This is a genomic window from Nocardioides nematodiphilus (assembly GCF_020216525.1).
GTDB lineage: Bacteria > Actinomycetota > Actinomycetes > Propionibacteriales > Nocardioidaceae > Nocardioides > Nocardioides nematodiphilus.
On the sequence record NZ_JAIWOY010000002.1, the window covers coordinates 410,638 to 431,988 of the forward strand.

The 21,351-nt window shown below is 72.0% G+C and carries 24 protein-coding genes and 2 tRNA genes; 12 read left to right on the top strand and 14 right to left on the bottom strand.

What is annotated here, in order from left to right:
* Nucleotides 1-174: 174 nt before the first annotated feature.
* Nucleotides 175-1,215 (bottom strand): S1C family serine protease, encoded by a 1,041-nt coding sequence (locus KSO98_RS04980; protein ID WP_225283881.1) that lies wholly within the window; start codon nt 1,213-1,215, stop codon nt 175-177.
* 73 nt (nt 1,216-1,288) lie between these two features.
* Between KSO98_RS04980 and KSO98_RS04985 the strand changes: the two genes are divergently transcribed.
* The 5 genes from KSO98_RS04985 to KSO98_RS05005 all read left to right on the top strand — a co-directional run bounded on the left by KSO98_RS04985 (nt 1,289) and on the right by KSO98_RS05005 (nt 5,653).
* The gene (locus KSO98_RS04985) at nt 1,289-2,488 is read left to right on the top strand and encodes an endo-1,4-beta-xylanase (protein WP_225283882.1); all 1,200 of its coding nucleotides are present in this window, start codon (nt 1,289-1,291) and stop codon (nt 2,486-2,488) included.
* Between the two features lie 69 nt (nt 2,489-2,557).
* Nucleotides 2,558-3,202, top strand: coding sequence for a TetR/AcrR family transcriptional regulator (locus KSO98_RS04990; protein ID WP_225283883.1), 645 nt, complete (start codon nt 2,558-2,560; stop codon nt 3,200-3,202).
* Nucleotides 3,199-4,452 (top strand): NADH:flavin oxidoreductase/NADH oxidase family protein, encoded by a 1,254-nt coding sequence (locus tag KSO98_RS04995; protein WP_225283884.1) that lies wholly within the window; start codon nt 3,199-3,201, stop codon nt 4,450-4,452. Before KSO98_RS04990 ends, KSO98_RS04995 begins: the two co-directional genes overlap by 4 nt.
* 116 nt (nt 4,453-4,568) lie before the next feature.
* Nucleotides 4,569-5,222, top strand: coding sequence for an enoyl-CoA hydratase-related protein (locus KSO98_RS05000; RefSeq protein WP_225283885.1), 654 nt, complete (start codon nt 4,569-4,571; stop codon nt 5,220-5,222).
* Nucleotides 5,223-5,227: 5 nt separating this feature from the next.
* Nucleotides 5,228-5,653, top strand: coding sequence for a CBS domain-containing protein (locus KSO98_RS05005; RefSeq protein ID WP_225283886.1), 426 nt, complete (start codon nt 5,228-5,230; stop codon nt 5,651-5,653).
* A gap of 79 nt (nt 5,654-5,732) precedes the next feature.
* Here the strand turns inward: KSO98_RS05005 and KSO98_RS05010 are convergent, their stop codons facing one another.
* The 9 genes from KSO98_RS05010 to KSO98_RS05050 form a co-directional block, all read right to left on the bottom strand.
* Nucleotides 5,733-6,182: a DUF2231 domain-containing protein gene (locus KSO98_RS05010; protein ID WP_225283887.1), complete on the bottom strand. Its 450-nt coding sequence runs from the start codon at nt 6,180-6,182 to the stop codon at nt 5,733-5,735.
* A gap of 39 nt (nt 6,183-6,221) precedes the next feature.
* Nucleotides 6,222-6,410, bottom strand: coding sequence for a ferredoxin (locus KSO98_RS05015; RefSeq protein WP_225283888.1), 189 nt, complete (start codon nt 6,408-6,410; stop codon nt 6,222-6,224).
* Entirely contained in the window at nt 6,407-7,600 is a 1,194-nt protein-coding gene (locus KSO98_RS05020; protein WP_225283889.1) for an NADH-ubiquinone oxidoreductase-F iron-sulfur binding region domain-containing protein, read from the bottom strand. The genes KSO98_RS05015 and KSO98_RS05020 overlap by 4 nt, the downstream gene beginning before the upstream one ends.
* On the bottom strand, nt 7,597-8,181 hold the full coding sequence (locus KSO98_RS05025) for a ferric reductase-like transmembrane domain-containing protein (RefSeq protein WP_225283890.1): 585 nt from the start codon (nt 8,179-8,181) through the stop codon (nt 7,597-7,599). The genes KSO98_RS05020 and KSO98_RS05025 overlap by 4 nt, the downstream gene beginning before the upstream one ends.
* Entirely contained in the window at nt 8,178-9,074 is an 897-nt protein-coding gene (locus KSO98_RS05030; protein WP_225283892.1) for an FAD:protein FMN transferase, read from the bottom strand. Before KSO98_RS05030 ends, KSO98_RS05025 begins: the two co-directional genes overlap by 4 nt.
* Nucleotides 9,071-9,382 (bottom strand): hypothetical protein, encoded by a 312-nt coding sequence (locus KSO98_RS05035; protein WP_225283894.1) that lies wholly within the window; start codon nt 9,380-9,382, stop codon nt 9,071-9,073. The genes KSO98_RS05030 and KSO98_RS05035 overlap by 4 nt, the downstream gene beginning before the upstream one ends.
* A gap of 97 nt (nt 9,383-9,479) precedes the next feature.
* Complete coding sequence (locus tag KSO98_RS05040; protein ID WP_225283895.1) at nt 9,480-10,829, bottom strand: sensor histidine kinase; 1,350 nt, start codon at nt 10,827-10,829, stop codon at nt 9,480-9,482.
* A complete protein-coding gene (locus KSO98_RS05045) occupies nt 10,826-11,515 on the bottom strand; it encodes a response regulator transcription factor (protein ID WP_225283896.1) in 690 nt (229 codons plus the stop codon). Before KSO98_RS05045 ends, KSO98_RS05040 begins: the two co-directional genes overlap by 4 nt.
* A gap of 12 nt (nt 11,516-11,527) precedes the next feature.
* Nucleotides 11,528-11,914, bottom strand: coding sequence for a DUF302 domain-containing protein (locus KSO98_RS05050; protein WP_225283897.1), 387 nt, complete (start codon nt 11,912-11,914; stop codon nt 11,528-11,530).
* Between the two features lie 98 nt (nt 11,915-12,012).
* Between KSO98_RS05050 and KSO98_RS05055 the strand changes: the two genes are divergently transcribed.
* The 4 genes from KSO98_RS05055 (at nt 12,013) to ggt (ending at nt 16,727) form a co-directional block, all read left to right on the top strand.
* Complete coding sequence (locus KSO98_RS05055) at nt 12,013-14,133, top strand: MMPL family transporter (protein WP_225283898.1); 2,121 nt, start codon at nt 12,013-12,015, stop codon at nt 14,131-14,133.
* A gap of 432 nt (nt 14,134-14,565) precedes the next feature.
* Complete coding sequence (locus KSO98_RS05065; RefSeq protein ID WP_225283899.1) at nt 14,566-14,733, top strand: hypothetical protein; 168 nt, start codon at nt 14,566-14,568, stop codon at nt 14,731-14,733.
* Between the two features lie 114 nt (nt 14,734-14,847).
* Nucleotides 14,848-15,069, top strand: a complete 222-nt coding sequence (locus KSO98_RS05070) for a hypothetical protein (RefSeq protein ID WP_225283900.1) — start codon at nt 14,848-14,850, stop codon at nt 15,067-15,069.
* Entirely contained in the window at nt 15,069-16,727 is a 1,659-nt protein-coding gene (gene ggt / locus KSO98_RS05075; protein ID WP_225283901.1) for a gamma-glutamyltransferase, read from the top strand. The genes KSO98_RS05070 and ggt overlap by 1 nt, the downstream gene beginning before the upstream one ends.
* Before the next feature lie 113 nt (nt 16,728-16,840).
* On the opposite strand, the gene KSO98_RS05080 is transcribed toward ggt, so the two are convergent.
* Nucleotides 16,841-17,287: a hypothetical protein gene (locus KSO98_RS05080; RefSeq protein ID WP_225283902.1), complete on the bottom strand. Its 447-nt coding sequence runs from the start codon at nt 17,285-17,287 to the stop codon at nt 16,841-16,843.
* A 107-nt stretch (nt 17,288-17,394) separates the two neighbouring features.
* Between KSO98_RS05080 and KSO98_RS05085 the strand changes: the two genes are divergently transcribed.
* A tRNA-Gly gene (locus KSO98_RS05085) sits at nt 17,395-17,470 on the top strand.
* A 25-nt stretch (nt 17,471-17,495) separates the two neighbouring features.
* A tRNA-Val gene (locus tag KSO98_RS05090) sits at nt 17,496-17,570 on the top strand.
* 14 nt (nt 17,571-17,584) lie between these two features.
* On the opposite strand, the gene KSO98_RS18790 is transcribed toward KSO98_RS05090, so the two are convergent.
* Entirely contained in the window at nt 17,585-18,586 is a 1,002-nt protein-coding gene (locus KSO98_RS18790) for an FUSC family protein (protein WP_225283904.1), read from the bottom strand.
* 229 nt (nt 18,587-18,815) lie between these two features.
* Here KSO98_RS18790 and KSO98_RS05100 point away from each other — a divergent pair, with 229 nt between their 5' ends.
* The gene (locus KSO98_RS05100; RefSeq protein ID WP_225283907.1) at nt 18,816-19,499 is read left to right on the top strand and encodes a hypothetical protein; all 684 of its coding nucleotides are present in this window, start codon (nt 18,816-18,818) and stop codon (nt 19,497-19,499) included.
* 3 nt (nt 19,500-19,502) lie between these two features.
* On the opposite strand, the gene KSO98_RS05105 is transcribed toward KSO98_RS05100, so the two are convergent.
* Both KSO98_RS05105 and KSO98_RS05110 read right to left on the bottom strand, forming a co-directional pair.
* The gene (locus tag KSO98_RS05105; protein ID WP_225283909.1) at nt 19,503-20,615 is read right to left on the bottom strand and encodes a GAF domain-containing sensor histidine kinase; all 1,113 of its coding nucleotides are present in this window, start codon (nt 20,613-20,615) and stop codon (nt 19,503-19,505) included.
* Nucleotides 20,612-21,289, bottom strand: a complete 678-nt coding sequence (locus KSO98_RS05110) for a response regulator (RefSeq protein ID WP_225283911.1) — start codon at nt 21,287-21,289, stop codon at nt 20,612-20,614. Before KSO98_RS05110 ends, KSO98_RS05105 begins: the two co-directional genes overlap by 4 nt.
* Nucleotides 21,290-21,351: the final 62 nt, after the last annotated feature.

Genomic DNA, 21,351 nt, shown 5'->3' on the forward strand with positions numbered 1-21,351 from the left:
CTGCGATCACTCGGTCTGATCTGTAGATAGGCGAAGGCCTCCCGGTGTGGAGTGGAGCTGTCTAGAAACCGCTCCGCACCAAAGGAGGCCCTCATGTCCCACGCTACCCACGCCACCGCGGCCGGCACCGGGGCGACGCAAGCAGGGCAGGCGCGACCACGCCTGACCGGCGACTCAGGAGGAGGCCACGGTGACGTCGAGCGTCTTCTGCTCGCCGTCACGCAGCACGTGCACCTCGACCGAGTCGCCGACGCTGAGCCCGATCTCGACATGGGTCAGGTCGTCGGGCGTACGGATCGGCGTGCCGTGCACCGAGAGCAGGATGTCGCCGCGCTGGATCCCGGCGCTCTCGGCCGGGCCGCCGGCCTCGACACCGACGATGCCCACCGACCCGCCGGCGGTGCTCTGCATCGTGGTCGGGATGCCGACCGCCTGCAGCCCGAGGGTCGGGTGCGCCACCCGGCCGTGCTCGGCGAGCTCCTGGATGAGCGGGCGGGCCAGCGTGATCGGGATGGCGAAGCCGAGCCCGGCGCTGCCCGACTCGCCGCCGGGGGCCGCGCCGGCGGAGTTGATCCCGACCAGCCGCGAGCGGCAGTCGACGAGCGCGCCGCCGCTGTTGCCGGGATTGATCGAGGCGTCGGTCTGGATCGCGCCCAGGAGGTGGGCCGCGCCCGCCTGGGTGGGCACCCGGACGTACCGGTTGGTGGCGCTGACGATGCCGGTGGTCACCGTCGAGGTGAGCCCGAGTGGAGCGCCGAGCGCCACCACGGGTGTCCCCACCCGCAGCGCCCCGGAGTCGCCGACGCGGATCGCCGGTGCGTTGCGGTCGGTGTCCTGGGGCGTCACGACGGCCAGATCGGTGGTGGTGTCGACGCCCTTGATCGTCGCGTCGCTGGTGTGGCCGTCGGAGTAGGTCAGCTGGACCGAGGAGACGGTGCCGCCGGTGGGCGGGTTGACCACGTGCGCGTTGGTCACGACGACGCTCCGGCCGTCCGAGAGCCGGTAGACGATGCCCGACCCGGTGCCGCCGCCACCGGAGGTCTGCACCGACAGGGTGACCACCGACGGCAGCACCCGATCCGCGACCGTCACCACGGCGCAGGCACCCCCCGAGTCGTGGTCGAACCACCCGGCTCCCCAGCCGACCAGCGAGAGGGCGCCGGCACCGACCAGGCCGCCGAACACGCCGGCCGAGACGGCGACGGGGCTGAGCATCGACCGACGTTGCGTCGTGGGCGTCATGAGCCCATGCAACCGCAGGTCACAACCGCGCCGCTAGCGTCTCTGCGTGACTCGAGCCCGCGCCCACGACGTCGTCCTCACCCACCCGGACGGGCGACCCCTCGCCGACACCGAGGTGGCGATCAGCCAGCTCACCCACGCGTTCGGCTTCGGCAGCACCGGCTTCGAGCTGGTCGACCTGGCCAACGGCCAGGACGCCGACGGCTCGGCTCAGGCGCTCGCCGACCTGTGGCTCGACGTGTTCAACACCGCGACGCTGCCGTTCTACTGGCGGCAGTTCGAGCCAGAGAGGGGCAGGCCGGACACCGAGCGGCTGCTCGCCGCGGCGCGCTGGTTCGCCGAGCGCGGCGTACGGGTGAAGGGCCATCCGCTCGCGTGGCACACGATCGCGCCGACCTGGCTCCAGCCGCTGTCCACCGACGAGGTCGGGGCGGCCGTACGGGCGCGCATCCAGCGCGACGTCACCACGTTCAGTGGCCTGGTCGACACCTGGGACGTGATCAACGAGGTCGTGATCATGCCGGTCTTCGCCAACGAGGCAGCGCTCGAGGGCGACGTCGGCCCCAACGCGCTCAGCCGCTTCTGCCGCGAGCGGGGCCGGATCGCGACCGTACGGATGGTCTTCGACGAGGCCCGGGCGGCCGACCCGCGCGCGACGCTGCTGATCAACGACTTCAACCTCGGCACCGCGTACGAGTGCCTGATCGAGGGCCTGCTCGAGGCGCGGATCCCGATCGACGCGATCGGCCTGCAGAGCCACATGCACCAGGGCTACTGGGGCGAGGAGCGGGTGCTCGACGTGTGTGACCGGTTCGCCCGCTACGGCCTGCCGCTGCACTGGACCGAGACGACGCTGGTCTCCGGCGACCTGATGCCGGCAGAGATCGAGGACCTCAACGACTACCAGCCCGCGTCGTGGCCGAGCACGCCCGAGGGCGAGGCCCGCCAGGCCGAGGAGCTCGAGCGGCACTACCGGACGCTCACGTCGCACCCCGCGGTCGAGGCGATCACCTACTGGGGCCTGCCCGACGCCGGTGCCTGGCTCGGCGCGCCCGCCGGCCTGGTCCGTCTCGACGGCACTCCCAAGCCCGGGTACGACACCCTCAAGCGGTTGATCCGCGACGAGTGGTGGGTGGCCCCGACGCCCGCCCGTACGGACGCGAGCGGTCACCTCACGCTCACCGGCTGGCCCGGCGAGTACCGCGTTGCCTCCGCCGGCACGGAGCAGATCGTGGTCATCACGTGACCCACGCCCTACCGACTCTTTGAACTAGAACGATTGATCTAGAACGTACTGTTCGGTAACTTAGCCGGCATGGCTCGACCCCGACTCCACGAGCTCGACGACCTCCTCGACGTCGCCGAGCGGCTCGTCACCGGCGGCGACACCGCCGGACTGACGCTGCGCGGACTCGCGGCCAGCGCCGGGGTCTCCAACGGGACGATCTACCACGCATTCAGCTCCAAGGAGGACCTGCTCGCCCGGCTCTGGCTGCGCGCCTCGACCAGGCTCGCGCAGATCATCGAGACAGCCCTCGCCGAGACCGCCCACGACGACAGCGCGGCCTGCGTCGTCGCGGTCGCCCTCGCCCCGGTCCGGCTGGCCCGGTCGCACGCCCGCAGCGCCCTCCTCTTCTTCGGCCAGCGCAGCGACCAGCTCTTCTCGGCCGACATCCCCGCCGAGCTCGTCACCGCCCTGGCCGCGAGCCAGCACCGCTTCGTCGACCTGCTCCAGCAGCTCGCCGACGGCGTCTGGCAACGCCGCGACCGGACCGCGGTCGACGCCATCACCGCGTGCGTCGTCGATCTCCCCAGCGGGCTGATCCGCCGCCGGCTCCTCGCCGGACTTCCCCTCGAACCGGCCATCGAGCAGCGGATCGCCGCTGCCGTACGGGCCGTGCTCGCCCTCCCCCTCGATCCGGTGCCGGTACCCCGCGCCGAGACCAGGAGCACTCGATGACCCTCACCCCGACCGCGACCGACCGGGCCGCGCTGAGCGAGCCCTTCACGCTGCCCAACGGCTTCGTGATCCCGAACCGGCTGGCCAAGGCCGCCCTCAGCGAGGGCCTCGCCGAGCGCGACGGCAGCCCCGGCGCGCGCATCCTGCGGCTCTACGACCGCTGGGCCGCCAGCGGTGTCGGCCTGAGCATCACCGGCAACGTGATGATCGACCGCCGCTGCGGCCTGGGTGAGCCCGGCAACGTGCTCGTCGAGGACGAACGCCACCTGGCCGCGCTGGCCGCGTGGGCTCAGAGCGCGAAGGCGGGGGGATCCGCCGCGTGGGTCCAGATCAACCACCCGGGCCGGCAGACGCCGCGCACCATCACCGCGCACCCCGTCGCCCCCTCCGCCATCGCCCTGCCCGGCTCGGCACGGCTCTTCGCCACGCCCCGCGAGCTCACGAACGCCGAGATCGAGGACCTGATCGCCCGCTACGCCACCGCCGCCCGGGTCGTCACCCGGGCCGGCTTCGACGGCATCCAGATCCACGGCGCCCACGGCTACCTGGTCAGCCAGTTCCTCTCCCCGCTCGCCAACCAGCGCACCGACGCCTGGGGCGGCACCCCCGAGAAGCGCCGCCGCTTCGTGCTCGAGGTGTTCCGGGCGATCCGTGCCGAGGTCGGCCCCGACGTGCCGGTGGCGATCAAGCTCAACTCCGCCGACTTCCAGAAGGGCGGCTTCGGCGAGGACGAGTCGCTCGCCGTCGTCCACGCCCTGGCCGAGGAGGGCCTGGACCTGCTCGAGGTCTCCGGCGGCACGTACACCTCCGCAGCCATGCTCGGCGTCGACGCATCCCTGAAGGAGAGCACCCGCAAGCGCGAGGCGTACTTCCTCGCCTACGCCGAGCGGGTCCGGGCCGAGCGCCCGGACCTGCCGCTGATGCTCACCGGCGGCTTCCGTACGGCGGCGGGCATGGTGGAGGCGATCGAGTCCGGGGCGATCGACCTGGTCGGCCTCGGCCGACCCCTCACCGTGCAGCCGGACTTCCCTGCCGACCTGCTCGCCGGCCGGGTCCACGAGAGCGTGGTGAGCCCGCGACGCAGCGGCATCAAGCTGATCGATAACCTCACCGAGCTGACCTACTACAGCGTGCAGATGTGGCGGATGGCCGCGGGCAAGGAGCCGGCGCCGGATCGGCACGCCGCCATCAACGTCACGCGTTACATGCTCAACAACGGCATCCAGAGCCTGCGCGGCCTCCGCGCCTGATCGAGGAGAGAGACCTCGTACCGACGGCACTTCGCTGTTGCCTTCCGCACCATCTTCGCCTTAACACTGAACAGGTCGCCAAGCGCGCGGTCACCTCCTCGAAGGGAAACTGATCCATGGGAACCCCCACACTCACCTCCGTCGACGGCATCCACGTCCTGCGCCTCGGCGACGACGAGAACCGCTTCTCCCCCGACTGGCTCACCGCCGTCGAGGGGGCGCTCGAGGAGATCGCGGCCCGTCCGGCGCCCCTGGTGACGGTCGGCGACGGCAAGCAGTACTCCTCGGGGCTCGACCTCGACTGGGTGGGCCAGCACCCCGATCAGTTCATCCCGTACGCCGCCCGCGTCGAGCGGGTCTTCGCGCGCGTCCTGACCCTCGGCGTGCCGACGGTCGCCGCGATCAACGGCCACGCCTTCGCCGCCGGCGCCATGCTCGCGCTGTCGCACGACTGGCGCGTGATGCGCGCCGACCGCGGCTTCTTCTGCCTGCCCGAGGTCGACATCCACATCCCGTTCACGACGGGCATGGCTGCGCTGATCCAGGCCAAGCTCTCGCCGCGCGCGGCCAACGACGCGATGACCACGGGTCGCCGCTACGGCGGCGAGGAGGCGGCCGCGGCCGGCATCGCCGACGCCACCGCCTCCGAGGACGAGGTGCTGAGCACCGCCCTCGCGATGGTGGCTCCGCTGGCCGGCAAGGACCCGGCCACGCTGGCCGCGATCAAGGCGACCATGTACGCCGACGTCGACGCCAAGCTCGGCAGCTGACGCTCATGAACGAGGCGGGAACGGTCGGTGCGGCGATGCTGCGGCATCCGACCGTCCACGCCGCCGACCTCACGGTCGGCGAGGCGCAGGCGGTCTTCGCCGCCCGCGCCAAGACGCACCTGCTGGTGCTCGTCGAGGACGGCGTGCTGGTCAGCACCGTGACCCGCGACGACGTCGCCGACCTCACCGACCCGGCCGCGCCCGCCCGCGATGCGGGCCGGCTCGCCGGGCGCGTGGTCGCCGCCGACGATCCGCTCCTTCCCCTGCGCGAGGCGATGGCCGACTCCGGCCTGCGCCGAGCCGCGGTCGTCGACGACGTCGCCGCGGATCGGATGCATCTGCTCGGCCTGCTGTGCCTCAAGCGCTCGCGTACGGACTTCTGCACCGACGAGGGCGTGGCCGCGATGCGCGCGGAGCGAGACGGCTCGTAGCCCTACGCTCGCGCGCGCATCCGGCACGAGACCATCCGGATCGGGGCGCTCCTCGGACCGCCGGGAACCGCGCGCTCGGTCAGTTGATCCAGACGGCGCGGGCACCGGCGTCGCCGGTCAGCACGACCAGCACCAGGGCCGCGACACCGCTCGCGGGCAGGAGCACGAGCAGCGCCGTACGCCACCAGCCCGGGCGGTGATGGGTCCACCAGGCGCCGAGCGCCAGCGCCGCGAGCACCCAGGTCGAGGCCTGGAGCTTCCCGGCCAGGTCCTCGTGGTGGTGGATGGCCTTCGCCAGGGCCGGGTTGGTCGCCATCTCACCACTGGTGGCGTGAGCGAGCGAGTCGCCCGTAGCAGCCGCGAGCCACACGAAGAGGGCGGCGAGGACGCCCACCGCGAGCAGCGGCCAGCGCAGGTGGTAGCGCCACCTCGGCACGGCGTATCCGATGGCGAGCAGGCCCGCGAGCGGCGCGAACACGACGGCGGCGTGGACGACGAGCGGGTGGAGCGGGAGTCCGTTGATGGTCACAGGGTCATCTTTCGCGAGGGTTGCTGGACAGAACGGGGTTCACTTCTCGACGCGCAGCGCGAGACGGGGGCAGCTGGCGACGGCGGTGCCGACGACTGCCCGGTCCAGGTCGCCGATCTCGCCGACGATCGGGAAGCCCCAGTCGTCGAGACTGATCGCCTCGGGCAGCAGTCGGGCACACAGCCCGTGCCCGTCGCAGCGGGTCCAGTCGATGGCGAGCCGGCTCATCGCCCGCCTCCGAGCGGCAGGACGCCATGGGTCGTACGACCGCAGGGGCGTCCGGCGAGGTGGGCCCGGACGTCCGCGTCGAAGGCGGTGAGGCCCGAGGCGATGAAGCCGGTCGCGCCCGTCGGGTGGTGGCAGGCGCCGCGGCCCGTGACCTGGCCGATGCGGCGGCTGAGCTCCCCGCGGTCCGCATGACCACCGGCGACGATCCGCTGGAGGTCGGCCGCGATCGTGGGCAGGCCGAACGTGCACGGTCCACACTGACGCGCCGACTGGTCGGCGAGCCATTGCGCGACACGGGCGATCTCCCCGACGGGGCAGGTGCGCTCGGGCAGGACCGCGACGACACCCGCGCCCCAGCCGATCCCGGCGGCTCGCAGGGCCGGCCGCTCGACGACGAGGTCGGTTCGGGCCGTCCAGGCGCCGTGGTAGCCGCCGATCAGGATCGGGCCCCGGTGCTCACCGACCAGCCGGCTGAGGTCGATGCCGTGGGGCACCTCGAGGACGGCGGCGCCCCGTTCGGTCCCGTGCAGGGTGACCAGGCTGGTGCCCGGCTCGCCGGCACTGCCCGTCGTGGCGTACCGCTCCGGGCCGAGCGCCGCGAGGAGAGCGAGGTGGGCGAACGTCTCGACGTTCGAGGCGTACGTCGGGCGCCCACCCAGCCCGCGCTCGTGCGGAAGCACCCGCACGCCGTCCGGAACCGGCGTACGGCGGTTGAGGCCGTTGATGAGGGCGCTGATCTCACCGCCGACGAAGCGGTGCTCGACATGGCGTACCTCGATGCGCTCGTCGCCACAGCGACGCACGGCCGCGCGCAGGGCCGCGGCCGAGGTCGCGTCATTGACGGCGATCACGATCTGCGGGCTGCGCAGCGCCCGGCCGACGAGCGCCGCACCGGCGACGACCAGGTCGGGGTGCTGGCGCATCAGCACGCGGTCCTTCCAGCTGGCCGGCTCGCCCTCGCTGCCGTTGACGACGACGCGGGCGCCCTTGCCGACCGCGGCGAGCTTGGTCGCCACCGGGAACGCCGCGCCACCACGGCCCAGCAGCCGCACCCGCTGCGCGGCCTCGACCAGCCACTCCCGGTCGCGCGGGGGGACATCGGGTGTACGGGTGGCGAGCAGCCGCGGGTCCGCGACGGTGAACAGGGCCGGCATCGCGTCGATCACGGGGTGCTCTCCGAGCATGGTCATCGCGCCTCCCGGAAGCGGAACGAGCCGTCGACCCCGCGGCGCAGGGTGTGCCGGGAGCCGAGCCGGTGGACGAGATAGCCGACCGCGACAGCGGCGACCCCGACGCCGTACGTGCTCAAGGCCCAGGGACGGGCGAGGTCGGGACCGGCCAGGACGCCGTGCAGCAGGCACAGCCCCCAGCCGAGGTAGGCGACGCGGTGCAGCCAGCGCCAACCCCGCTCGGAGGCGAGCCGGGCGGTGACCAGGCGCAACCAGCCGGAGAGGGCCGCCAGGACGAAGGCATAGAGGGCCAGCGTGCCGATGCCCAGCGATCCGCCCTTGTAGCTGGCGGTGAACGGCACCAGGACTGCGGAGACCGACGTCGAGACGTAGGTGTCGACCACGGTCAGGCCGATGTGCATCGCGAGCACGATCACGCCGACGACCGCGGCGGAGCGGTGCAGCAGCTGGCGGATGACGCGACGGTCGAGCGCCTGCGGGCTCAGCCCGCCGGAGCGGCTGGCCAGGCCGAGGGCGAGGCTCAGGCTGAACGCCAGATAGGCGACGAGACCGAGCGCGCGGATCAGGGCGTACATGGTCATGACGCGGACTCCAGGACCTCGGCCGGCCAGCCGTGCCGGCTGACGACGTGCCCGCCGGCGTCGACCAGGCGGACCGGGCGCGGTGTCTTCTCCAGATCGACGGTGAAGCCGCCGGCGTCGACCAGCGCCCAGGTGCTCAACAGATTGGCCTCCACGGCGCTCGGCGCCCACACGGTGGCGGTGCGCCACGTCCCCGACGCGGGAGCCCCCGTCCGGGGATCGATGACGTGGTGTCGCTCCCGCGCCCAGCGCCGGTCCTGGGTCGAGGACGTTGCGAGCGCACCGCTGTCGATGGTGACCTCCTGCCCGGGAGCGTCCGCGGTCTCTGAGACGGCGATACGCCAGCTCTCCTCGCCGTGGACCGCGAGGTCCCCTCCGATCGAAACGAGTGTCGGCCCGAGGCGGCGCCGCGTGATGCGGACGATCGCCTCGTCGACGGTGTACGCCTTCGCCAGCGCGCCCAGGTCGATGACGGCACCGGCGGCGACGCCGACCCGGTGGAGCGTGCGGTCGATGCGGATCGCCCGGAGCGCGAGCGGCGCCGGGCTCGGCTGGGCGGCCGGGGCGTCGGTGCGAGCGCGGACCACGGCGATGTCGGCGTCGTACCCCTGGGCCACGAGCGCCGCGCCCACCGTCGGTGTGACGGCGTCGCGGGTGCGCTCGGCCACCTCGAGGGCGAGCTCGACAAGGCGTACGGTCAGCGGCCGGACCAGGACGAAGCGGCCCGCCTCGGCGTTGATCCTGGCCAGGTCGGAGGGGTGGAAGCGGCTCGCGGCGGCCTCGACCTCGGCCATCACGGCACGCACCTCGTCGACCGCCGGCTCGAGGTCGCACTCGGCGAGGGTCGTGACCGACACCGCGCACGACCAGTCCTGCCAGGTCCGGGTGCTCATGAGGAGTGTGTCCGTCCCTGGGGGGCCGGCTGGCTCTGGGTCTGGCTCTGGGCCTGCGGAGCCGGACGGACCGGCCGGCTGCTGTTCGTGTGGGGCTGCGGTGCGAGCCGGTCCGTATGGCTGGCACGCGCCGGAGAGTCGTCGGTGCGAGGCTCCGAGTGGACGCCCGCGTGGGCGTCGTCGGCATGTGCCGCGGCGGCGGTCAGCCCGGCCGCGGCTGCGATTCCGCCGGTGATGACAGCGGCGAGGTACACGCGGGTGCGGACCACGATGCGGTCGCGGACGGAGGTGCGGGTGCGGCTGATCATGTCCACCACGGTGCCGCGGAGGTGCCTATGTCTTCCTCAGCCGACCGTTAAACCCTGATCAAGCCTCGCCAAGAGAAGTCTGAGAGCGGCGCCGGTCTCAGCTGCTGCCGTCGCGGAGCAGGCGCAGCACCACCGCGTGCGCCCGGCCATGGGCATCGATCTCCTCGAGACCGAAGCTGCCTCCGGTCGCCTCCGCGGCTGACCGCACGATGTCCAGCCCCAGTCCCGAGGAGCCGCGGTCGCTGCACCCTCGCGTGGCCGCCTCCCGCGGCAGGCCCGGGCCCTCGTCGGTGAAGCGCAGCTCGGCGCCCTCCGCGGTCGCCTGCAGGGCGACCGCGAAGTCGGTGCCGTCGCCGGTATGGGCGATGACGTTCTCGATGAGGGCGTCCAGAGCGGCCTCGAGATCGTCGACGGCGCTGCGTACCCAGATCGGACGGTCCGGCAAGGTGAGCGTGACCCGGCGCCCCTGGTCCTCGGCGAGCGGGCGCCAGAACCCCACCCGGTCAGCAACCACGGCGGTCGCGTCGCACCGCGGGTGCACGCCCTCGCGCACGCCCCTGCGGGCGGCCCGGATCACCTGGGTCAGCGTGCGCTCAAGACGATCGAGACCGGCCTCGACCTCGGCGCGACGGGCGTCGTCGGGCAGCCCGTCGACGGCGAGTCGGACCGAGGTGAGTGGCGTGCGCAGCCGGTGGGAGAGGTCGGCGGTGGCCTCGCGCTCCTGGGTGAGCAGCTCCCCGATCCGGGCGGCGAGCGCATTGAGCTCGATCGCGACCGCCGCGACCTCCTCAGGCCCCTCGACGGCGGCACGGGCCGACAGATCTCCGTCGCGCAGGGCGACGGCGGTGCGAGCCGTCCGTGACAGCGGGCGCACCAGGCGACTCCCCGTGACCTCGGCAGCAGCCCAGGCCACCAGCAGCAGCGCCACGGCGACCAGACCCACCCCGGCGTACTCCTGGGCGAGGCGGCTGCGGACCGACGAATCGGTGACCAGCGCAACCGCCCGGGCCGACCCCTCAGGGGTGCGGGTGAACACCTGGACGACCCGCCCACCGGGCACGTCCGTGGTGTACGGGGTGGACACCTCGTGCAACGTGTCCTTGTCGCGATCGGCATCCAGATGCGGCCCGGTGACGTCGTGGACCGCATCGGCCACATCGGCGTCGAGGCGGGCGCCGACGGTGCGGCCGTCGGCCAGGATCACCGTGACCGGTGGGTCGTCGCGACCGTTGAGACGTGCCACATACGGGGCGAGGAGGTCGGCCTTCTGCCTCGAGGCACTCAAGTAGTCGGCCGCGGACTGGGCGGCGTAGGTGGCGCGCTGGTCGGCCTCGGCGTGCGCCTGCGCGTGCAGCAGGATGAGGATCGGGACGGCCGCCAACAGGGTGACGAGGAGCGCCGTACCGACGGCCAGGGCGATGATCCGCGCCCGTAGCGTCGACCTCACGGGGCCGTCAGCTTCACGCCGACGCCACGCACGCTGGCCAGGTAGCGCGGCTTGGCCGCCGTCTCGCCGAGCTTGCGTCGTAGCCAGGACAGGTGCACATCGACCGTGCGGTCCGCTCCGCCCCACGGCTGCTGCCACACCTCGGCGAGCAACGCGCGCTTGGTCACGACCTCACCGGCGTGCTGCATCAGGGCCTGCAACAGGTCGAACTCCTTGCGGGTCAGGTCCAGCGCCTCTCCGTCGAGGGACGCCTCCCGTGCGACCGGGTCGAGCCGTAGGCCACCCACGGCGAGGACCCGGTCCTCGGTCTCCGGCGGCGCGACGCGACGCAGCACGGCACGGATCCGGGCGTCCATCTGAGCCGCGGAGAACGGCTTGACCAGGTAGTCGTCCGCCCCGGCGTTCAGCAGCCGGATCATCTCGCGCTCGTCGTCACGTGCGGTCGCGACGATCACCGGCGCCGACTTGAGGACCTTGGCCATCTCGAGGACGTGGGAGCCGTCGAGATCGGGCAGGCCCAGGTCGAGGATCGTGACGTCAGGCCGGTCCTCCGAGAGCATCGCGATGGCCTGAGCGCCGGTCGAGGCCGAGAGGACGACGTGCCCGTGCTCGGCGAGACCGCGCACCAGCCCGGACCGGATCGCCGGATCGTCCTCGACCAGCAGCACGCGCACCACAAGGCTCACCGTAGCGAAGGCTCAGGCCAAGGCCGCGAGCATGCCCTGGAGTCGCGCGCGGGCGTCGTCCGCCACGGCGGCGAGATCGGCGCTGAACCCCATCATCACCTCCGGGTCGAAGACCTCGACGCGGGTACGACCCTCGCCCGCATCAGCGACGACGACGTTGCACGGCAGCATCGCAGCGACCCGTGGATCGATCTGCATCGCCTGGTGCGCGAGCTGGGGTCGGCAGGCACCGAGGATCACCTGCGCCGGGACCTCGACCCCGAGCTTGGCGTGCAGCGTGGCGGCGAGGTCGATCTCGGTGAGCACCCCGAAGCCTGCATCGGCGAGCAGGAGCCGCACCCGCTCGACGGTGGCCTCGAAGGGGGCGCCGACGGTGGCGCTCAGGGTGAAGTCTGTCATGTCAGTTCCTTTCCGTTGTCACGATTCTATATCCCCCCGGGGGGTTCTGCTACCTTGGCATCCATATCCCCCCGGGGGGTTCTAGAAAGGGAATTGTGATGACGACTGCGACCACGACCGGTCCACTCGGCCGACTCGGCTTGGCCGTCCTGCGCCACCGGCGCGCCACCACGCTCATCTGGCTGCTGGTGATCGTCGGCCTGGGTGCGTTCGCCCCGCGTGTGGAGGCGTCGCTCTCCGGCGCGGGCTGGCAGGCGAGCGGCTCGGACTCGGTCGCCGCGCGCGAGCTCGCCCAGGAGCACTTCGGCGGCGACGCCAGCTCGGCCCTTCAGGTGGTCATCCACAGTGACGCGCGCCCCCTGACCTCCCCCGCCGGCCAGCAGGTCATCGCCCGCGTCAAGGCGACGCTCGAGGCCGACCCGCGCATCGCCGAGGTGGTCGCGCCACAGCCCGGCGCCACACTGAGCCACGACGGGCGTACGGCCATCGTCATCGGCGGTGCAGGCGTCGACACCAACGAGATGGTGCGCACCGCCGACGATCTCAAGGACCCGCTGACCGCGCTGTCCAGCAATGACATCCAGGTCACCCCGACCGGGGCCTCCCAGCTGTGGGGCGACTTCAACGCCGCCAACCTCACGGCGATGATGACCTCGGAGATGATCTCCTGGCCGATCACGCTCGCCATCCTGGTGCTCGCCTTCGGCGCGCTCGTCGCTGCCGGGCTCCCGCTGCTGCTGACGCTCGCCGGCCTGGTCGCCTCCGCGGGCTCGCTGGTCGTCATCAACCACTTCGTCCCGGTCTCGATCTGGGCGATGAACTTCGCGATGATGTTCGCCTTGGCGCTGGGCATCGACTACGCCCTCTTCCTGGTCGTGCGCTACCGCGCCGCCCGCGCGGCGAAGGGCGCGACGCGCGAGCAGGCCATCGCCGAGACCATGGACACGGCCGGCAAGGCGGTCCTGCTGTCGGGACTGACCGTTCTGGTCTCGCTCTCGGCCGTCATGATCGTGCCGTCGCCGTCGTTCCGTTCGATGGCCGGCGGGATCATGCTCTCGGTCGTCTTCGTCCTGGCCGCGACCCTGACCCTGCTCCCGCTGGTGCTCGGCGGGCTCGACACCCGGATCAACAAACTCGCCCTGCCGTGGTCCAAGATCGGCGAGCACCGCTCCCCGCTGTTCGAGAAGTGGGGCCGCATCCTGTGGCGGCGCCCGGTCGCCTTCGGCGTCGCTGCGCTCATCGTGCTGATCGCGCTCGCCGCACCGATCTTCGGTCTGCGGACCGCGATGCCATCGATCAAGGTGCTGCCCACCGACGCCCCGGCTCGGATCGGGTACGACCGCGTCCAGGCCGCCTTCGGTCCCGGCGCCCCCGGCACGCTCCAGATCGTCGTCCCCACGGCCCAGGCCACCGACGTCGCCGCCACGGTCACTGCCGACCCCGGCATCGCCGCCGCGATGCCGCCGATGCCCGCGGGCGACGGCGCCCCGTACGCGCTGATCCAGGCCGTCCCGACCGTCGACCCCTCCGACCCGGAGCTCGGCGAGACCGTCGACCGGCTGCGTGCCGACCTGCCCTCCGACGCGCTCGTCGGTGGCGCAGCGGTGGAGAACCTCGACCTCAAGAGCCAGCTCGACCGATCCACCCCGTGGGTGATCGGGATCGTCCTCGGCCTGGGCTTCGTGCTGCTGCTGATCGCCCTGCAGGCCCCGCTGATCGCGCTCCTCGGCACCCTCGCCAGCCTGCTGTCGACCGCCGCCGCCTTCGGGGTCGCCCGCCTTGTCTTCCAGGACGGTCACCTGTCCGGTCTCTTCGGCTTCGAGCCGCAGGGCTTCCTGGACGCGTGGGCGCCGGTCTTCTTCTTCGCGATGATCTTCGCCATCGCGATGGACTACACCGTCTTCCTGCTGGCCTCGGCCAAGGAGCACTGGGAGCGGACCGGGGACCCGAAGGAGGCGATGGTCGGGGCCGTCGCGTCATCGGGTCGGGTCATCTTCGCTGCCGGCGCCGTCATGGTCGCGGTGTTCTTCACCTTCTCCCTCTCCGGCCCGCTGCCGCCCAAGGAGATGGGGGTGATCCTGGGTGTCGCCGTCCTGCTCGACGCCTTCCTGGTCCGCCTCGTGCTGCTGCCGGTCCTGTTGCGTCTGACGGGCCGCGCCGCCTGGGCCTGCCCGTCCTGGTTGCGGCGGATCCTGCCGACCATCCGCTTCTCCCACTGACCCTCTCCACGAAGGACCGACCCATGTCGCTCAACCTCGACCGCGCCGTCCTCGGCTTCGCCGGGATCATGACGTTGATCAGCGTCGCCCTCGTCGCCCTGGCCTCCCCTGGTGGCTGCTCCTCACCGCGTTCATCGGGCTCAACCTGCTCCAGGCCAGCATCACCGGCCTGTGCCCGGCCGTCTGGATCTTCAAGCGGTTCGGCGTGACGTCGGGGTGCGCCTTCCGCTAGACCGCGGCACCTCGCGCGGGCGGGCCCGGACGGCCCCGCCCGCGCGTGCGTCTGCCGGCACCTGGCCCGCCCGCGGCGGAGCGCCGCAAATCCCGAGGAACAACCGTGAACCGCTGGACAGGTGTCCATCCTCGCGGCCAAGGTGAACGTCAAGGCTGCTGCCCAGCACGGACGCGGCTCAGGCGATTCGGGGAGGGTTCATGGACAACCTCGATGTTGGCGTACCCGTCGATCTCGGCCACTGGATCCTGGCGGTCCTGCCGGTGGTCGCCCTGCTCGTCTACCTGCACGGCCACGGGGCCGCGGTCAAGCACGCCTGGCCGCTCATCCTGACCCTCGGCACGACCCTCGCGTCGGCCAGATGCTGATGGCGTCTTGGAGCGAACACCGACGAGCAGGCCCCGGCTGGACCCTCGTCGTCCTGGTGCCGACCGGCATCGCGACCATCATCCTCGTCAACGTCTGAGCCTGAGGCGGTAACCATGAACAAGAAGCTCGCCATCGAGACCCTCGCCTTCGTGCTGCTGATCATCGCCTTCCCGGTGATCAGCCACGGCACGGACAACGACACCCGGGCGGTCTGGATCCTCGGCATCGGCCTGATGATCCTCGCCGGCCTCCTGCCGGTCGTCACCCGCTCCATGGACCACTCCCAGGACAAGGTCCGAGACATGGGTCCTGAGCGCGACGAGCGGGTGAGCTGATGAGCAACCCCGACGGCCCGCGTACGGGACGGCCCCCGTTCCGCGGGCAGAACGGTGCCGTCGCGACCTCGCACTACCTGGCCAGCCAGGCCGGAGTGGAGGCGCTGCAGCGCGGCGGGTCGGCGGTCGATGCGGCGATCGCGGCCAACGCCGTGCTCTGCGTCGCCTACCCGCACATGGCGGGGTTGGGCGGCGACGGGTTCTGGCTCCTCGCCGGTGGCGGGATCGAGGGTGTCGAGGCGATCGACGCCAGCGGCCCGGCAGCGGCGGCCGCCACCCTGGCGTCGTACCGGGCCCAGGCCGTCAACGGCGCGATCCCGGCCCGTGGCGCGCTGGCGGCGCTCACCGTCCCCGGGGCGGTCGATGGGTGGCGGCTCGCGCACGAGAGGCACGGCAAGCTGGCGTGGGCCTCGCTCTTCGACGCCGCGATCGGCCTCGCGCGCGACGGCGTGCCGGTGTCGCGCTCGGTCGCGGACTGGACGGCGCAGGACGAGCCGCTGCTCCGGGCCCAGCCCCGTACGGCCGCGATCTTCCTGCCCGGCGGCGGCGTCCCGAAGGACGGCGACCGGCTGGTGCAGAGCGACCTCGCAGCGTCGCTGGAGGCGATCGCGTCCGGAGGGGCGCGCTCGTTCTACGAGGGCGAGATCGCCTCCCGGATCTGCGCCGCGCTCAGCGCCGAGGGCTCACCGCTGGCGGCGAGCGACTTCGCGGTGTACGAGGCGCGGTGGGTGGAGCCCGTCTCGGCGGCCTACCGCGGCCACGACGTGTACGAGATGCCGCCGCCGACCCAGGGGTTCAGCGCGCTGCAGATCTTCGCCATGCTCGACGGCCTCGACGTGGCCTCGTGGGGTGACGGCACCGCCGACTACTACCACCACATGGCCGAGGCGGTGAAGATCGCCTTCGCGGACCGCGACACGTGGCTCACGGACCCGGCGTTCGTCGACATCCCGCTCGAGCGGTTCCTCGCGAGGGAGTACATCGACGAACGCCGCGCGCTGATCGACCCGGAGACGGCCGCGGCGGTGGGCTCGGTGGCCGCCGGGATCCCCTACCCCACCGACCACGAGCTCAAGGTCCCCGAGGGCGACACCTGCTACTTCGCCGCCGCCGACGACGACGGCCTGGTCGTCTCGCTGATCTCGTCGATCTACATGGACTACGGCACCACCGTGGTGGCCGGTGACACCGGCATCATCATGCAGAATCGCGGGGCGTTCTTCTCCCTCGACGAGAACCACCCGAACGTCCTGGCGCCGGGCAAGCGCACGTTCCACACCCTCGCCCCCGCGATGCTGCTCAAGGACGGCCGCCCGGTCCTGGCGTTCGGCTCCATGGGCGGGGAGGGCCAGCCGCAGTCGCAGGCCGCGATGGCGACCCGGATCATCGACTTCGGCTACGACGTGCAGCAGGCCATCGAGGCGCCGCGCTGGCTGATGGGCCGGACCTGGGGCGTCGCCTCGCGCAACCTCTCGCTCGAGGGCCGGATCTCCGACGAGGTGGTCCGCGAGCTCGAACGACGCGGCCATCCCGTCCAGCCGCTCACCGACTGGAACGACAACATGGGCCATGCGCAGGCGATCCTGATCGACCACGAGACGGGGTTCTACGAGGCCGGCGCCGACCCACGCGGCGACGGCGCCGCCCTCGGCTTCTGACGGGCCGACCGCGTGCATGACATCTCGCTCACCCGGGTTCGTCGCGACGACCGCATCCAGACGCGCGAAGGCCCCGGACCGGTCGGTCCGGGGCCTTCGTAGGTCTGGGGCGATCAGGCTCCGGGGCGATAGACCATCAGGACGACGATCACGGCGAAGATCAGGCCGATGAGGCCGCCGCCGGCGGCGACCTTGGCGGTGAAGGACGGCGCGAGCTCGACGTCCGCTGCCGCCTTCTCGAGCGGCGGGATCACCAGGCCGTGGCACAGGCCGACGGCGACGAGCCACAGCAGGGCCGAGATCCAGATCCAGGCCTCGCTGAAGCTGGCGACCTTCTCACCGCCGGTGCCCCACGGCGCGTCGGCCGACATCAGGCCGAAGCCGAAGATCACCACGACGACCGAGACGATCGAGTAGATCTTGATCGTCCGGGCCGAGGAGGACAGCGCGGCGGCATCCTTCTGCCGGAGACCGCGTGAGGCGGTCGTGGACGCGTGGACGAGCGGGCCGATCGCGAAGATGGCGGTCAGCAGGTGGAGAGCGAGCATCACCTTGAACATGGCGGTGAGACTACGGGACACCCCCGGAATTGGCGCGCGCTCCACCCTCCGCTAACGTTCTCGTCGTTGCCAAGGCAGCCCGGAGACGGGGAGCCAGCGGTGACAGTGCGGACGTAGCTCAGTTGGTAGAGCGCAACCTTGCCAAGGTTGAGGTCGCGAGTTCGAGCCTCGTCGTCCGCTCCAGCTTCACCCGGCCCCAGGCCGGTCAGGACGATTGGCGCAGCGGTAGCGCGCTTCCTTGACACGGAAGAGGTCACTGGTTCAAACCCAGTATCGTCCACCAGAAGTCACAGCAGGTCAGGCCCCGTTCGCGGGGCCTTTCGTGTCTCCCGGGTCAGCGTCGCGGATCGCCCAGTTGACGACGAGCGCGACGGCGACGCCGACCAGCGTGCCCAGGCCTCGGTCGGTCACGAGCTCCCGCACGCCGATCGGGTGCGCCAGCTCGGCCATCAGCATGATCATCGGCGTGAAGAAGCTGAGGGCCACCGCGTAGTTGACCGCCATGAACAGCTCGGTCGGGAAGAGCAGGCAGATCACGATGACCGCCAGGGCCAGCGGCGGGAAGCCGGGGGCCAGCACCAGAGCGGTGACGGCCAGACCGACGACGGTCCCGACCACCCGGTGCGTCGCCCGTCGGACGCGCCCCCGCGGGTCGGCCGCAGCGAGGGTCACCGCTGCGCCGGCGATCGCCCAGTTGACGTGCCCCAGCCCGAGCACGAGCGCGACGCCTCCGGCGACCAGCACGGCCGAGCCGTACCGGATCGCGTGGGTGACGGCGGCCGCCCGGTCGCGCTGCCGGTGCTCCCGGAACCGATCAGCGAGAGAGGTCCCGTACGGCGCGGGGACTCCTCGCGCGACGAGACCGATCGCCAGCGCGACGAGTGCTCCGCCGCATGCGACGAGCATGAGGACGCTCGGCGACGCGAGTCCGGCCGGCACACCGGCGAGGGCGCCGAGCGCGAACACGCCGTAGAACGGACCTTCCGGACGGAGCCCGAAGTAGTCCGCCACCAGGGAGCCGCCCACGGCCCAGACCGTCGCCAGCAGCACGACGAACGCTCCCCCGGCGTGAGCCTGCGAGAGCAGGACGCCGGCCAGGGCACCGGAGAGCAGCAGGACAGCGCCCTGGCTCTGATGCAGCAGCCGCAGCGGACGGGAGTCGGCGCGACCGTACATCCCGGCGAAGGACCCGAAGACCGCGTAGATGATGAGGTCCGGCTCGCCCGCTGCGACGAGCGTGACGCCGGGGATGAGCAGACCCAGACTCACCCGCGCCGCATGGACGAGGTCAGAAGCCACGGGCACACGCACAGGCGAGACGGTAGCCAGCCGGATGGGGCGTGATGGAACGGGGTACGCGACGCACGCCCCGGGAGGTGACGCAGGTCCCGGGACGTAGGGAGACCCGCCGCCGGCCTTCGAGCGGGAAACGGCCCGCGGCGAGTGACCGAGGACCTGGCCGAAGGACCCTGAGACCCAGGGACCGATGCCTCCTGTGCTCGCCCGAGTGGGGAGGGAGCCTGAGGTCATGATCTACAAGAACTCCCAGATGGCGGGCGAGGCCCGGATCCTCAAGGTGGTCTCGACCGTCACCGGGCTCTTCGCCCTGTCACTCGTCGTCGTCACGCTCGCCCTGGCGCCGAGCCCGGCGCGGCCGGTGGCCCTCCTGGTCGCGGGCGGGACGTTCGCTCTGGCGATCTTCATGTGGACGTACGCGGCCCGCCCCCACCTCTTCAGCGGCGACGCGAAGGGCATCCTCGGCGACGAGCTCCGCTCGACGTACACCGCCCCGGTCGCGAAGCCCGGGGCCGAGCGCACCGGCGCCGTCTCGCAGCACATCTACCAGTGGCAGTCCGTCCGTCGCGTCGAGGCCGGCGAGAAGGTCTGGACCCGCCAGTACACCCGGATGGTCCTGCTGCAGTCCCTCGGCCTGATCCTCGGTGTCGCCACCTTCGCCCTCGTGGTCGTCGGCACGACCCTCGGCCTCGGCGGCTCGATCGGCCCGGTGTGGATGGTCGCCGCCGCGCTCATCCTCGCCGTCGGCTTCAACCTGAGCCACCGCACCGGGCTGGTCGACGCGACCAACTACCCCACCGAGCCGATGCAGCCGATGCCCGACGTGCAGTGGCACCCCGTCTCGGCGCCGGTCCCCGGATCGCCCGACCTCACCATCGTGCCGCCGGTGCTCGCCACGGGCACGCACGCCGCCTGACCCCTACGACAGGGGTACGGCCCACTCGATCTGGGTGCCGGACGGCTCCACCGCCGTGACCGCGCAGCGCCCGCCGTGAGCGGCGGCGCGCTCGCGCATGTTCCTCAGACCGCCCTCGACGGCGTCGGCAGCGATGCCGACGCCGTCGTCGCGTACGCGCAGGACCACCTCCGCGCCCGCAGTGAGCTCGACGGCGACCCGGCCGGCGTGGGCGTGGCGGGCGGTGTTGGAGAGCGCCTCGCGCAGCACTGCGATGACGTCCTCGGCGACCTCCGGCGGCACGGCGCTCCGGATCGGACCGCTGAAGGCGAGGGTCGGACGGATCTTGAGCGACCCGGCCGCGCGGTCGACCAGCCGCGTGACGCGGGTCTGCAGGTCGCCGCTGCGCGGGCGGGTGCCGAGCTCGAAGATCGTGCGACGGATGTCGCCGATCGTGGTGTCGATCTCGTCGACGGCCTCGTCGATCCGCTCGATGAGTCGCGGGTCGTCGGTCCACTTCATCCCGGCCTGGAGGCGCAGCCCGATCGCGAAGAGCCGTTGGATGACGATGTCGTGCAGGTCGCGCCCGATCCGGTCGCGGTCCTCGAAGACGGCGAGCCGCTCGCGCTCCTCCTGGAGCAGCCGGTTCTCGACCGCGACACCGGCCGCCGCCGCCAGCGCGGTGACGATCTCCTCGTCGGCCTCGGTGAAGTCTCCCCCGCCGATCTTCTCGGCGAGATAGAGGTTCCCGAAGATCCGGTCGCCGGTCCGTACGGGCACGCCGAGGAAGGAGTGCATCGGCGGGTGGTTGGGCGGGAAGCCGTACGACTGCGGGTGCTCGGTGATGTCGTGCAGCCGGACGGGCTCGGGGTGGTCGATCAGCAGGCCGAGGACGCCGCGACCGGTCGGGCGCGGACCGATCAGGGCGGCCTCCTCGTCCGAGATGCCGTCGGTGACGAAGAGCCGCAGCCGGCGCTCGCCCTCGGCGAGCACGCCGAGGGCGGCGTACTGCGCGCCGGCCAGGTCGCGGGAGACCTCGACGATGCGGGTGAGCAGCTCGTCGAGGTCGCGACCCGACGAGAGCGTCAGCACGGCGTCGAGCAGCAGGCGCCAGCGGTGCTCGTCGCGAGCCGTCATCGAGTGTTGCGGGTGACGAGAATGGCGGCCTGGGTGCGGCTCTCGACACCGAGCTTCGCGAGGAGCGAGGAGACGTAGTTCTTGATCGTCTTCTCCGCGAGGTTGGTCTGGCGGGCGATCTGACGGTTCGTCATGCCCTCGCCGATGAGGGTGAGGATGCGCTGCTCGTGCGGGGTGAGGTGGGCGGCCTCGACGTCGAGGCCCGGCTCGCCACCGCCGGCGCCGGCAGCGACGAAGTCACCGCTGCGGATCCGGTCGAGCACCTTCGCGGTGATCACCGGGTCGAGCATCGAGTGCCCGGCGTGCACCTGGCGAACGGTCTCGACCAGGTCGTTGCTGCGGACCTGCTTGAGCACGTAGCCCGACGCGCCGGCCATGATCGCGGAGAACAGCGCGTCATCGTCGTCGTACGAGGTCAGGATCAGCGCCCTGATCTCCGGGTCCTCGGAGCGCACGTCGCGGCAGACGTCGATCCCGGAGCCGTCGGGGAGGCGACCGTCCAGGATCGCGACGTCGGGCTTGAGCGCGGGGATCTGCGCCGCCGCCTCCTGGGCCAGCCCCGACTCGCCCACCACGACGATCTCGCCGCTCTCCTCGAGCAGGTCCTTGATCCCGCGCCGGATCAGCTCGTGGTCGTCGAGGAGATAGACCCGGATCCGCGTACGCTCGCTCACGCGTTCACGGTACCGCCGGGGTGTGGACCGACGGCCCGGGACCGGCGAGGTCTTTGGTCCTT